General features: G+C 36.9%; 10 protein-coding genes and 1 tRNA gene. 1 reads left to right on the forward strand and 10 read right to left on the reverse strand.

Annotation, left to right across the window (positions count from 1 at the left end; translation table 11 throughout):
* Window position 1: 1 nt before the first annotated feature.
* The 3 genes from HT732_RS05270 to HT732_RS05280 all read right to left on the reverse strand — a co-directional run bounded on the left by HT732_RS05270 (window position 2) and on the right by HT732_RS05280 (window position 4056).
* Window positions 2-2122 (reverse strand): hypothetical protein, encoded by a 2121-nt coding sequence (locus HT732_RS05270; RefSeq protein ID WP_173254219.1) that lies wholly within the window; start codon window positions 2120-2122, stop codon window positions 2-4.
* Window positions 2123-2127: 5 nt separating this feature from the next.
* Window positions 2128-3051, reverse strand: coding sequence for a site-2 protease family protein (locus HT732_RS05275; RefSeq protein ID WP_173254220.1), 924 nt, complete (start codon window positions 3049-3051; stop codon window positions 2128-2130).
* 933 nt (window positions 3052-3984) lie between these two features.
* Window positions 3985-4056 (reverse strand): SHP2/SHP3 family peptide pheromone, encoded by a 72-nt coding sequence (locus HT732_RS05280; protein WP_142324081.1) that lies wholly within the window; start codon window positions 4054-4056, stop codon window positions 3985-3987.
* Window positions 4057-4135: 79 nt separating this feature from the next.
* Between HT732_RS05280 and HT732_RS05285 the strand changes: the two genes are divergently transcribed.
* Window positions 4136-4987: an Rgg/GadR/MutR family transcriptional regulator gene (locus HT732_RS05285; RefSeq protein ID WP_173254221.1), complete on the forward strand. Its 852-nt coding sequence runs from the start codon at window positions 4136-4138 to the stop codon at window positions 4985-4987.
* A gap of 193 nt (window positions 4988-5180) precedes the next feature.
* Here HT732_RS05285 and smc read toward each other — a convergent pair whose 3' ends face one another.
* From smc to leuC, 7 genes are all read right to left on the reverse strand, one after another.
* Window positions 5181-8720 (reverse strand): chromosome segregation protein SMC, encoded by a 3540-nt coding sequence (gene smc / locus HT732_RS05290; RefSeq protein WP_173254222.1) that lies wholly within the window; start codon window positions 8718-8720, stop codon window positions 5181-5183.
* Window positions 8711-9409 (reverse strand): ribonuclease III, encoded by a 699-nt coding sequence (gene rnc / locus HT732_RS05295; RefSeq protein WP_000661493.1) that lies wholly within the window; start codon window positions 9407-9409, stop codon window positions 8711-8713. The genes smc and rnc overlap by 10 nt, the downstream gene beginning before the upstream one ends.
* Before the next feature lie 173 nt (window positions 9410-9582).
* A tRNA-Arg gene (locus tag HT732_RS05300) sits at window positions 9583-9654 on the reverse strand.
* Between the two features lie 66 nt (window positions 9655-9720).
* Window positions 9721-10707, reverse strand: coding sequence for a GMP reductase (locus tag HT732_RS05305; protein ID WP_173254223.1), 987 nt, complete (start codon window positions 10705-10707; stop codon window positions 9721-9723).
* Between the two features lie 200 nt (window positions 10708-10907).
* Window positions 10908-11687: a Sua5/YciO/YrdC/YwlC family protein gene (locus HT732_RS05310; RefSeq protein ID WP_173254224.1), complete on the reverse strand. Its 780-nt coding sequence runs from the start codon at window positions 11685-11687 to the stop codon at window positions 10908-10910.
* Between the two features lie 27 nt (window positions 11688-11714).
* A complete protein-coding gene (gene leuD, locus HT732_RS05315) occupies window positions 11715-12308 on the reverse strand; it encodes a 3-isopropylmalate dehydratase small subunit (RefSeq protein WP_000410625.1) in 594 nt (197 codons plus the stop codon).
* A 9-nt stretch (window positions 12309-12317) separates the two neighbouring features.
* Complete coding sequence (gene leuC, locus HT732_RS05320) at window positions 12318-13700, reverse strand: 3-isopropylmalate dehydratase large subunit (RefSeq protein ID WP_153209992.1); 1383 nt, start codon at window positions 13698-13700, stop codon at window positions 12318-12320.
* Window position 13701: the final 1 nt, after the last annotated feature.

Below are 13701 nucleotides of genomic sequence, written 5' to 3' on the forward strand. Positions count from 1 at the left end.
ACTAATAACCTTCTATTAACCAAGCTACATATTCTGTTGTCTTACTTTCAAAACTATTGGGAAGAGCTACATGTAAGTCGTAATCCCTCTTATCTAGAATAGTTTTTAAAATAGTTAAAGAGTTTGAAGAATCAAGTGAAAACCAAACTGGTTTGTTATTCCTAAAAGAAGATTTTTCCGTTAAAAAAAATTCTTTTGGTAGTTTATTCTCCTCAAAAAAATTATGAATAAATAGATAAAATTCAAAATTTGTTTTATTACTAATATTTTGAAAATAGTTTCTAGATAAAACCTTCTTCTTCCTCTTTTCATCATTACTTTTTTTCATTCTTTCATAGTTCACTTTATACGGGTGAATAATTTCTAGCAATAAACGTTTAGTTCCAAAAAATAAATGATAAGGAACCGCACCAGTATAAATAAGATTAATAGGCTTACCTTTAAATAAAAATTGTAATCTATTATCATCAATATGAAAACTTAAATATTTAATATCATATGGCCAATAAAGCTTCGGAAAATTAGAAAAACTTTCACGAAGGTTATTTGAACTTTCAGAATCTATCACTAATTCATACACCTCCGCTTCATTATTGAACAACTTTTGAATATTCTCATGATACTTTTGAAAAATATCAAAGTTATAAGATTTCAAGTATGACAATTCTCTTGAAAGAACCCCTACTCCTATATTTAAATTATTTTCTAAAATCATCCCATCATTGGTTTTTTGAAAAAAAACTAATAGGCTTTTTTTTACATCAGAATAGGTAATACTAGGTTTTGTGTGAGTAATTAGTTCTTTAAAGTGATCATTTATATAGTTTAACAGTTCTAATACATTTGTATTTCCAAACTTACTTGATACTTGAACCATACAAGTTGTGTAGAGCTTTGATAAAGTATTTTCCTCAATAAAATCCTTAAAACATTCAACTTCTATATTGAATTCTTTGTCGACATTACCTAATGAATAAGAATTATGGTAAATAAGGGGGACGCGAGTTATAAAATCTTTAAATCTTTTTTTTATTGATCTATTGTCAATAAAATTAAGTACCTCATGAAACTCTTTTTTTATCATCTGCTCCATATCAGGATTGACTTCGCCTCTCAAATAATTAAGCAGATTTTTTTTATCACTAAACATTTTATCGTTATACAATAGGGTTAGCAGATTTTGAGGATTCTTCAAATAATAATTAAAGTCTATATAAATTAATTCAGATGAAACTAAAAAATCAAAGTCAAAAAAAGGACTATCTTTTAACATATCTTCAATATATTCACCATAAACTGAGTCATTATTATTAAACATAATTTTAAATAACCGTATTAAGGAGTTATGGTATGCTCTATCTTCCCTTTTTAATATCCATGGTTTGTGCTGACTAGATAGAAAATATTTCTCGTGTAAAATAAACATCTTACCTCTATCCTCAATCAATGGACCGAATCTATATCTTAATTTATACTTTGTACTATGTATATTAGATAGAGCAAATAATAATATTGTGATGTAAATATTATTATTATTAAAACTGTCAATTTTGTCTAAACCATCTCCCTCAAATACAGTTGTACCGAAATAAGATAGAGGGCTACATTTAACTGTTGCTCTTTGAATATAGTTATACAAGCTTTTCTCTTTTCTTATGCTTAATATCGCCTTATCTCTCTTATTTTTATTTAATTCTTCAAAAAAATCTCTATTCGTGTAATTTAAGGCTCTAACAAATAAGGGATCATTCATAAAAAAATCATAATTATTTATTCTTTTTTGAAAAATTTCCTCTAGCTGATTCGTTAAAGAAACAAGTTTTTCTTTATAAATTTCTCTTTTTCTGATTAAAGTATCAATCTCTTTAAATGAGCTAAAATTTTGCTTAATTTTCTTATTTTGTTTTATACTTCTCTTCAACTTCATCAGCTTCTTCAAAGCAATCTTATTATTAATTTCATAAAATGATTGCATTTCAACATTCAAAACGGTTAATAGTTCATTTGTTATGGAATCCAATTTGTTTTCAATTTTTTTTATTTTTTTAAAATAGTCAGTGTCAATATCTATAAGCTTTTCCTTATCACTATTATTAAATAATGATTCTCTTTTAAAATACAATAGCATCACCCTCCTTTAATTATATATGTATATGCCATCCAAAATAAACTGAAATAGATATAAATAAAAAAAAATGTTGTAGCACCACCATATAATAGATATATGACATTCGTCTTAGTTATCTTTGTAATCTTTTCGAATGAAGGGTGGAAAAAGAAATCTTTTGTGTAATTAAGCGCTTTGCTTCTAAAATTACGTCTTTTAAAGTATGATATTAAAAATAAATGAAAATCTGTTGGCAATAAAATATTGTAGTTCCAAAATGCTAAACCAAATTGAAAAAAAAGTACGTAATAAAAATAAACATTCTTTGATATCAAGCAAATAAAATAATAAATTATTAATAGTAATAAATCTGCAACATTTCCAGCTAAAGCGATATTAGCTCTAACTCTATCCTTGCCTGTTGGCAAAATTTTTACAAAAGCAATTGGAAAAATGTAATATTTAAACTTAAACCCTATTTTTTTTACCTCAATCCCTTGTAACCTTGCTACAATAATATGAAAGTTTTCATGTATCAAATATATACCAGTATAAAATATCACTAATATATATACATACCCAATCCCCTCCATTTTGAGATTATTTATATCTGGTAATGGAAATTTCATAACTGTTAATGCTAAAACGCTAAGGAAAATCATAAACATTGATATAAGCAAATAAAAAACGGTATTACTGGATAAATTACAATTAGGGTAAAGGTTATTAGTCCAACTTAATTTTGCAATGGGAATATTCATATTTTCTTCTATATAATAACCAATTTTTTTCAAAGGTTGTAAAAAAATTCCTTGCTCTTCAAGTTTTCTTAGCCTGCTTAAATTAATATTATCAACATAGTATCCTGTACCCTTATTTTTATTGATAAAAAACAACTGATTTTCTCCTAAATCCTCTATTTTAAAATTTGGGTTTATTAACATTGATAGTCCTTACTTGATATTTAGTACAGTTAGCTACTGCCGGAGCTCAAATATTATACTTTCTTTAAGTTGCTACAAATTCATTTATTCTTAATTTACGGATAATTATTAAAAATACCAATACGTAGCTAGAATTTCAATTAATCATGATTTTATCACACAGTAATAATTTTCTATCACTGAAAAAAACATATCACAATTTTATGAATAACCATAAAGCAACTGTCCCTATTGTAACATGTACTTCTGAATTTTGATTGGTATCCTTCATAAATCGATTCGGTTGTGAATAATTCACCTCTGATTTTACCATGCTTTAAATTACATATTAAGAATATTGTTCATTTTTTAGCAAAATTATAAGAATAAGTTACATATTCACTTTAAAAAATCTATTAAAACTTAACATTCAATTCGGTAAACCAATATTTCCGTTGTCTGTAATTGATATCATATAATGTCTTGTTCAAATACTCATAAGAGATATCGGATAAATCAGTTTTCTTTGAGAAATATTCTCTTAGTGAGCCATTTGTTGTTCAATTCTTCCTCTCTACCAAGATAAATAGGCGTCTGCAAAGAAATTGGTAAATTAGCGTTGTTTTATAGCATTCGGAATATTCGTTGTTAATTCGCTTAATATTATGAAGTAAATCTTCTCTTTTGTGGTCAACAAAAACAGGAATTTCTCCTTGAAAATTTAAACCCATAGTTTTAAAAGCATTCGAATACTCTTGTACATTATTTGATATTTTAAATAAATTCTGTTTTTTCAATTAAAACCTCCCAAATTATAAATACCGTATTTTATTCTATAAAATGTACCTAAAATAAATTGATATTATGTAAATTTATCTCTGTATTTCATACTATGTATCTATAAAATCTTAAGTCTTTAGAGTATCTAAAGACTTAAGTGTACACTTAAGCATTTTACCCACCAACAATTATAATAATATCCATCACCAAAACCAAAATCGTCAAAAATTTTGAAATTTTCTTCATACTCGGACTTCCTTTCCGTTTTTATTTATTGTACAATAAATAAAAACGGATTTAATTTTTGTTGGGAAAATGGGAAATTATGAAATCAAAACTTGGCATCACACTTAGAAAAGTTCGTAAAGGAAAACAAATTAGTCTATGCTCTGTAGCAGATGAACACCTTTCAAAATCTCAAATATCTAGATTCGAACGTGGGGAATCAGAGATATCTTGTATTCGACTTATCAATATTTTAGACAAATTACACATTACTTTAGATGAGTTTCTTATTTTACATAATGAAGATTATACTAATGCTGAATTATTCGCTAATTTGGTTCAATATATTCGTAAGCAATATTCATCACATAACATCAAAAATATAGCTGCTCTACTTTCTGACTCATCACATTACACTTTAAATTCTTTCGAGAAAACAATGATAAAATCCATTCTACATACAATGGATTCCAGCATTATTCCATCAAATAAAGAATTACTTCAATTGACAGATTATCTCTTTAAAGTTGAAAAATGGGGTTACTATGAAATCACTTTATTAGGTAACTGTGTACGAACAATAAACTACAACTCCTACTTCCTATTAACAAAGGAAATGTTGAACAATTACATCTACTCTTCGTTGAATAAAACAAATAAGCGAATTGTCACTCAATTGGCCATCAATTGTCTAATTCTTAGCGTAGATAAGGAAGAATTTTCAAACTGTACTTGTCTAATCACCGAAATAAAAGCATTATTAGATAATGAATTAAACTTTTATGAACAGACAGTTTTTCTCTATGCAACTGGTTACTTTGAATTTAAACGTCATTCAGATAGCGGAATTGAAAAAATGAAACAGGCCATACAAGTGCTTGATATTTTAGGAGAAGACAAGTTAAAATTACACTATACTAGCCATTTCGATAAACTGGTAAACAAAGAATAGATAAAATGATTCTCTACTATTTAACATTTTACAAATCAAGGGTGTCTCCATAAACTCACAACATCTCTAATGATTTTACCCTGATAGCAATAGACAGTTAAAAAGCCCTGAAATTAGCTAAATTTCAAGGCTTTCTTTATATGCTATTGTATCAATTTACTTATTCCGATTTCTGTTGCTACTAGTTTAATTGTCATCCTTCAATACTTTCTAAATCTTTTAACTTAACCGAGACAATTTTTGAGACACCTGATTCTTGCATGGTCACTCCATAGATGGAATCAGCCGCTGCCATGGTTCCCTTACGGTGGGTTACGACGATAAATTGGCTGTCCTTGTCAAATCGATTGAGGTAATCCCCAAAACGTTTAACATTGGCTTCATCCAGCGCAGCTTCCACCTCATCCAAGATAACAAATGGGATAGTCTTAACTCGAATGATAGAAAAAAGCAAAGCTAGAGCTGATAAGGCTTTTTCACCACCACTCATGAGGTTAAGCGACTGGATTTTCTTACCTGGAGGTTGAACAGAAATCTCCACACCAGCTGTTAAAAGGTCGCCCTCAGTCAATATCAAGTCTGCCTGACCTCCGCCAAACATCTGTTTGAAGGTCACTTTAAAGGACTCACGAATAGCTTCAAAGGTTGATTTAAAGCGTTCCTTGACCTCATCATTCATCTCTGTAATGGTCTCAAGGAGCAGATTTTTCGCTGACAAAATATCATCTCTCTGGCTATTTAGGAAATCCAAACGGTTGTGGACTTCTTCGTACTGGTCAATAGCTTCCAAATTGACAGGACCCAGTGAGCGAATAGCCTTCTCTAAATCCTGCACCTCTTGCTCTGCCAGATTGAGATTTTCCAACTCATGTGCCTTTTCTAGTGCTTCAGTATAGCTAATCTGATACTGGTCTGTTAATTGGCTTTGTAAATGGCGTAAGCGCTCGCTGACCTTTTCTTTCTTAGCTTCAGCACGTGTTTGCTTACGAATCCACTCCTCATTCTGCTGGCGGGCCTGATCCAAATGACTGGAAATATCATCCAGCTGGCCTTCAATATCATCTAATTCAAACTGCTTGCGAATCAAACCTTGTTGAAGATTTGTTTTTTTCATTTTAGTTTCTTCGGCCTGCTGACTGAGCAAATCCGTATCAACTTTCTCAAGATTGTCAACCTTTTCTTGAAGAAGACGCTGGATTTCCTCTTGTTCGATATCTAAATTGTCCAATTCCTTGCCTAAACGTTCAATATCAGCAACTTCATAACGTTTTTGCCCTTGCAGTTCTGTCTTAAGTAAACGAGCTTGCGCTACCTGTTCTTGCAAGTTTTGATAGCGTTCTTGGATGGCATTTTTGTTAGACTTAATCTCTTCAATCTCAGCTTCCAGACTTTGCTTATCACTGACGATGGTAGCAAGACGCTCTTGGCATTTTTCCTTATCTGCTTGCCAATCTCCGTCAGAAAGACGATTTAATTCCTCTTCTTGGAGTTTCCAAAGAGTTTCTAGTTCCTCAACTTGCTGACTGGTCTGCTGATAAGCGAGGGATAAGCCCTGCTCCTGAATACGAGCCTGCTCTCCCTGAGATTTGATGGCTTCTGATCTTTCTGTCAATGAAACCATCTCATCTTGCAAGGCCTTCAAACTCGCTTCATCTGTACGCAAGCTGGCTTCTTCTTCAGCAATTTCTTTTTGTAATTGCTCCAGTTCTGGTTTGATGAAAATGCTATTATTCTGGCGATTGGCTCCACCTGCATAGGAACCACCTGTGCGCAACTCCGTCCCATCAAGGGTTACCATACGAACCTGATAACGAACTTGACGAGCTGCCGCACGCGCATGTTCTACTGTATCAAATATGGCCGTCGTGGCTAGCAAATTCTTGAAAATAGCTTCCAGTCTAGTATCGAATGTCACCAGCTCATCAGCCATACCCAGAAATCCCGGACTTGCGGCAATAGCATCTTGGTTCTGACTAGAAATCGTACGCGCCTTGATCGTTGTCAACGGAAGGAAGGTTGCACGACCAGCCCTGTTTCGTTTAAGGAAATCAATCGCCTTGGTTGCCGCGTTTTCATCTTCTACGATGATATGCTGACTGCTGGCTCCAAGCGCAATTTCTAGGGCAGTTTGATAATGCACATCAAAGGTCAGATGCTCACTGACTGCTCCAATAATACCGCCAAGACGATCTTTCTCTTGGAGAACACTCTTAACACCTGCATAAAAGTTACTATGATTTCTCAGGATGTTTTCCAAACTTTGGGCTCTAGCCTGCTTGTTTTTGAGACTATCCAGACGGTCAAAGAGTTGACTTTGTTGAGCTTGATAGGAAGTTTTCTGATCCTCTTGCTCCTTGGCAATAGCTTGGTAGTCGGCCAATAATTTCTGAACCTGCTCCTTGGCAGTTTCAAGCTCCGCCTCTTGCTGACCAGCCTTCTCTTTAGCTGTAGCCAGCTGTTCTTTCAGCTTTTCTAGTTGATCTGCTTGTTTTTGAGAAAGCTGACGACTATTTTCCAACTCATTCTCAATACGAGTCAGTTGGTTTGAGACATCCGCTTCTTCCTGTAAAAGCGCCACAAAGCGTTCACGTAAGAGCTCAATCATCTGATCAGGATCATCTGAAAAAGCTAGCAATTCAGCTTCTAGTCGATTGAGTTTTTGATTATTTTGGACTATATTTTCCTCTAACAGAGTTAAAGAGCTTTCTTTATCGGATTTTTCTTGGCTGAGTGAATTTCTCTTATCCTCTAAAGTATCCAAACGAGCTTGTGCTTCCTGTTGATTCAGGGCTACTTGCTCAGATTCCAGTTTCGATAGTGCTAATTTTCTCTCTAAATCACTAATCAGACTGGTCAAGTCCATCAAACTGCCCTGATCTTTGGCCATTTCAGCCTGTAAATCTTGGCGTTGCTTCTTGAGATTCTGATTTTCTTCTTCTAATTTTTCACGCTTTTGGTAGTAGCTCGTCAAAAGTTCCTGAACCTGAGCCAACTCTTCTTCTGTCGCCTCTAGTTCAGCCTTATTTTCCTTGATTTGAGCAACCAGCACGTCTAAATAAATAGCCTTGCGTTGACCTTCCAAATCTAAAAACTTACGGGCGTTCTCAGCTTGTTTCTCAAGAGGCTTGATTTGATTATCCAATTCGTAGATAATATCCTCTAAGCGGTCTAGATTATCTTGAGTTTGTTGCAATTTGCTCTCAGTCTCTTTTCTACGAGTCTTGTATTTCAAAACTCCAGCAGCTTCTTCAAAAATAGCTCTCCGTTCCTCAGGCTTGGAGTTGAAAATCTCCTCAACCTTCCCTTGGGAAATGATAGAGAAGGAATCTCGTCCCAAACCTGTATCCAAGAAAAGATCGTGAATATCACGCAGACGGACTTTCTTGCCGTCAATCTTGTATTCGCTATCACCACTACGATAGATATGGCGTTCTACCCTGATTTCTTGGCCTGCATCCTTGATAAATCCGTCATTATTATCCAAAGTCACAACTACAGAAGCATAATTGAGCGGTTTGCGACTTTCTGTTCCAGCAAAGATAACATCCGGCATCTTGCCACCACGGAGACTCTTAACACTTGATTCCCCCAAGGCCCAACGAAGACTTTCTGTAATATTGGACTTTCCAGAACCATTGGGTCCAACAACTGCCGTCACACCTTGGTCAAAGACGACCTTAGTCTTGTCAGCAAAAGACTTGAATCCCTGAATTTCGATTTCCTTTAAATACATGAATCCAGCCCTTTCTCAACGGCATTTTTGGCAGCTTCCTGCTCTGCTAATTTCTTAGAACGACCTTGGCCTTGACCAATGCTCTTACCTTCAACAAGAACTTCTACATCAAAGACCTTATCGTGGGCAGGACCCGTTTCAGAAATCACCTGATAACGAATAGCCACATCGCCATTGACCTGAAGTAACTCTTGGAGATGGGTTTTGTAGTCTGTAATCATCTCAAATTCGCCTGCTTCAACCTTAGGAATCATGACTTGATAGATAAATTCCTTGACCTTGGTCACATCCTTGTCCAAAAGGAGGGCACCGAGAAAGGCTTCAAAGGCATCACCAAGAATGGTGTCACGATTGCGACCACCAGATTTTTCTTCTCCTTTACCAAGTTTTATAAACTGGTCAAACTGGCAATCACGCGCAAAACCAGCCAAACTCTCCTCGCGGACAATCATGGCACGTAGTTTAGACAGGTCACCCTCAGGCTTTTTAGGATATTTTTTATACAGATATTCTGAAATCAATAACTGTAGAACAGCGTCTCCTAAAAATTCCAAGCGCTCATTGTGTGAAATTTTTAAGAGGCGGTGCTCATTGGCATAACTCGTATGAGTAAAGGCAGTTTCCAGTAAATTTTTGTCTGCAAATTCGATTGCAAAATGGTTCTTTAGTACAGTTTGTAATTCTTTCATACCAACCTCTTTCTAACTGATAACAGTCCTTTTTATTATATCAAAAAAAGCCCCCTGAGTCACTTTAAAACGGGACTGGAGAGCATTTGGGAATTCTTTAGACAGAGATAGAAGCAAATTTGGGTCAGAAAAAAGAAAAAAGCCCTACTAAAGGCTTTCTTAGGATGTTTACATCCACCCTGAGGGAATCGAACCCCCATCTCAAGAACCGGAATCTTACGTGATATCCATTACACTAAGGGTGGAAACTTGTTTTATTATAACAAAAATTTGCCCTAATAACAAGTTTTTTTCTGGCTATATAGCCCGTCTTAGTGGGAAGCATCCCCATTCCAGATAGAGTTTTTCACGATTACATAATCAACGTGTTTAAGGTCAGCAACCTGACGTCCACCTGCATACGAAATAGCACTTTGAAGGTCTTGTTCCATCTCAGTTAAAGTGTCTTGCAGATGACCTTTGGCAGGAAGCAAGATGCGTTTTCCTTCCACATTTTTGTAAGCACCCTTTTGATATTGTGAAGCTGAACCGTAGTACTCTTTGAATTGTTCACCATCGACTTCAATCGTTTTCCCTGGACTTTCGACGTGTCCTGCAAAGAGGGAACCAATCATGACCATGCTGGCACCGAATCGGATAGACTTGGCAATATCACCGTGAGTACGAATTCCTCCATCAGCGATAATCGGTTTACGTGCAGCCTTGGCACACCAGCGTAGAGCAGCCAACTGCCAACCACCTGTACCAAAACCAGTCTTGACCTTGGTGATACAAACCTTACCAGGACCGATTCCGACCTTAGTCGCATCTGCACCAGCATTTTCCAATTCACGCACAGCTTCTGGTGTTCCCACATTTCCAGCAATGACAAAGGTATCTGGCAATTCTTTCTTGATGTGTTGAATCATAGAAATCACGCTATCCGCATGACCATGAGCAATGTCTATCGTGATGTATTCTGGAGCATCAGCCTTGAGCTGGCTAACAAAATCATACTCATAGTCCTTAACGCCGACAGAGATAGAAGCAATGAGCCCTTGCTCATGCATACGCTTAATAAAAGGAATACGTCCTGCCTCATCAAAACGGTGCATAATGTAGAAATAACCACCTTTAGCCAGTTGCTCTGCTACATTTTCATCCAAAATCGTCTGCATATTAGCTGGCACAACAGGTAGTTTAAAGGTGTGATTTCCTAGAGTGACACTTGTATCCGCTTCTGCACGACTTTTAATGACACATTTATTCGGAATCAATTGAATATCTTCGTAATCAAAAATTGGAAATTCATTTAACATCTCGATGTCTCGTTTCTTTTGTAATGACCTACCTATGCTCTCGCATCACTACGCCTTTTCCGACGTTTCCTTAATTTATTATAAACTAAAGTACAGTTTTTGTCAAATAATTTTATAAATTAAAATATATTGTTCGGTTTTTATTGTGTAAATAACAATAAAAAGAGGAGAGATTATTTTCTCCCCACTTCTTCTCTATCCTAATAATACTCTCCCTGACGGTAGTCCCATGAGTTAAAGGTGTCTGACAGGTGCATCATAATCTTATCAATGTCAAGCCCTTTGCGGATTACAACTGGAGCTGGTGAAGTTGAGCGAGCTCCTCCTTGTTCTGGGATGAGTTTACCTTCTTTATCGACCATTGATACCATTACGCCTTGTTCATAGCGAGTTTCAATCGTTTTGTCAGGCTGGATTGATGCCACATAGTCGTCTGCCTCGATAACAAGGTCAACAGCTCCTTCGATGCGTTCTCCGATACCTTCTACCTTACCACGGTTTCCTTTTCCAGATGGGTTAGCTGATGAGGCATAAACCATCTTGCCTTCTTCCCAAAGTTTAGCAGCCAATTGTTCACCAGCTTTACCAAACTTGATAACGAAACAGCTCGTTCCACGCACGTCAGTCATCAGTTCTTCACGGCCATCCCCATATGCTTTTAGTTTTTCAAAGGCTTCTGGTTTCCAAGGAAGGATACAACCAAGAAGAATATCTTCGTCCCAATGTTTTTGGTAGAAGGCTTCAATTTCTGGGTTGAGTTGTGCTAAAGTGCGAAGCTCATCCATGCTACCGCAGAGAACAACACCTGGTTTGTTACGGTTACGCTCTTTGGCTGCAAACTTGCGTTCAAGACCTGCCTTGTCGCTAGTCATGATGATGTAACCAACTTTTGTAGGGCAAACGATACATCCGCCCTCACCTTTTAAAATTTCATAGCCTTCTTGTGAAAGTGTTCCGTTCCATTGAATATGTTTTGTCATAGTTCTATTTCCTTTTCTATTTTTCTTCTAATCCTGCCAGTAGGCCGGTCGTTGTTTTTCATAAGCAGCAATCAAATCTTCATACTGCAAAGTAATACCGATATCATCCAAACCATTTAAGAGCTTGTGTTTCCATTCGCTATCAATTTCGAAAGTGAATTCTCCAACTGGTGAGATGATTTTTTGTTGTTCCAAGTCCACAGTTACCTGGTCACTTGGTTGTAGCTGAGCTAGTTTCTCTCGAACCTCTCTGGGCTGTACAATAGGCAACATGCCATTATTGAGTTCATTATTGTAATGAATATCACCAAAAGATCCTGCAATTACGACCTTGAAACCATAGTCCGCTAGAGCCCAAGCTGCGTGTTCCCTCGAAGACCCCGCCCCAAAGTTATCCCCTGAAATGAGAATACTAGCTTTCCGATATTCAGGCCGGTTAAAGACAAAGTCTGGATCCTCAGTATACTTGTCGTCCAGATAACGCCAAGCATACATGAGGTACTTACCAAAGCCTTTTTTATCAATTAACTTGAGAAACTGCTTGGGAAGGATTTGGTCAGTATCAATGTTATCATTCATGAGTGGAACGGTCGTTCCCGTATAAACTGTAAATTTCTCCATATCCTCTCCTTACTGGGCTTCTGGCATTTGCCGAACATCTACAAAGCGCCCTGCAATAGCTGCTGCTGCTGCCATGGCTGGACTGCAGAGGTGGGTTTTAGCACCAAATCCCTGTCTGTCTTCAAAGTTGCGGTTGCTTGTTGAGGCGCAGTGAACGCCATCTGGAACCTTGTCAGGATTCATCCCTAGGCACATAGAACAACCTGGGTCTCTCCACTCAAAACCAGCGTCTAGGAAAACCTTGTCCAAGCCCAACTTCTCAGCAGCTCGTTTGACAGGACGAGAGCCTGGAACTACGATAGCTGTTAGATTAGGAGCAATTTTCTTCCCTTTAACAAATCTCGCAGCCAATTGCAAATCGCTGAGACGAGCATTGGTACATGAACCAATAAAGATATAGCCTAGTTCAATATCAGCTGGCTTTTGACCTGGTTCCAAGTCCATATAATTGTAGGCTCGTTCATCATTCATATCTTTGATTTCTGGGAAGCTACTGTCAAAGTCAACCCCCATAGCAGGATTAGTTCCCCAGGTCACCATGGGAGCCAAGTCTGAGACATCCATCTGGATAACCTTATCGTAAACAGCATCATCATCACTGACAATTGTTTTCCAATCCGCCACAGCCTCTTCAAAGTCCTCTGGAACACATTCTCGTCCCTTGAGATAATCATAGGTGGTTTGGTCCGGATTCATGATTCCCATCTTAGAACCAAACTCGATGGACATATTGCAGATGGTCATTCGCTCTTCCATGCTCAGTGCATCAATCGCTTGTCCCCGATATTCCACCACATATCCAACGCCGCAAGCAACGCCGTACTTGGCAATCAGGGCTAAAATGAAATCCTTGGAATAAACTCCTTTTTGAGGAACTCCAGTGAATTCCACCAACATTTTCTTGGGTTTGACCTGCCAGAGTGTCTGGGTAGCGAAGACATGCTCGACCTCACTAGTTCCAATTCCAAAGGCGATCGCTCCGAAAGCCCCGTGGGTTGCCGTATGGCTGTCTCCACAGACAATGAATTTTCCTGGTTGGGTCCGTCCAGTTTCTGGTCCCACCATGTGCACGATTCCCTGTTTTTCAGAACCGTGGGCCGCATGTTCAATCCCAAACTCCTCAACATTTTCAGCTAGCTTATCAATTTGTGCCTTAGAAATCACATCTCGAATATCATAGATATTAACCGTTGGGACATTGTGGTCAAAGGTGCCAAATGTCAAGTCTGGTCGTCTCAATCTGCGTCCTGCGTCTCGTAATCCTTGAAAAGCCTGAGGACTGGTCACCTCGTGAATATAGTGCTGGTCCACATACATGAGTTGCGGCTGCCCCTCTTCTCCTGTGATGACATGACGGTCCCATAATTTATCAAAAATCGATTTTCCTGCCATC

Origin of the sequence: Streptococcus sp. 5346, assembly GCF_013277455.1 — a bacterium.
In the GTDB taxonomy this organism is placed as follows: domain Bacteria; phylum Bacillota; class Bacilli; order Lactobacillales; family Streptococcaceae; genus Streptococcus.

Excerpts from the sequence above, each read along its gene's own strand:
- HT732_RS05305 (WP_173254223.1), bottom strand. The coding sequence starts at position 10,707 with ATGTTAAATGAATTTCCAATTTTTGATTACGAAGATATTCAATTGATT.
- HT732_RS05275 (WP_173254220.1), bottom strand. The coding sequence starts at position 3,051 with ATGTTAATAAACCCAAATTTTAAAATAGAGGATTTAGGAGAAAATCAG.
- HT732_RS05310 (WP_173254224.1), bottom strand. The coding sequence starts at position 11,687 with ATGACAAAACATATTCAATGGAACGGAACACTTTCACAAGAAGGCTAT.
- leuD (WP_000410625.1), bottom strand. The coding sequence starts at position 12,308 with ATGGAGAAATTTACAGTTTATACGGGAACGACCGTTCCACTCATGAAT.
- smc (WP_173254222.1), bottom strand. The coding sequence starts at position 8,720 with ATGTATTTAAAGGAAATCGAAATTCAGGGATTCAAGTCTTTTGCTGAC.
- HT732_RS05285 (WP_173254221.1), top strand. The coding sequence starts at position 4,136 with ATGAAATCAAAACTTGGCATCACACTTAGAAAAGTTCGTAAAGGAAAA.
- leuC (WP_153209992.1), bottom strand. The coding sequence starts at position 13,700 with ATGGCAGGAAAATCGATTTTTGATAAATTATGGGACCGTCATGTCATC.
- rnc (WP_000661493.1), bottom strand. The coding sequence starts at position 9,409 with ATGAAAGAATTACAAACTGTACTAAAGAACCATTTTGCAATCGAATTT.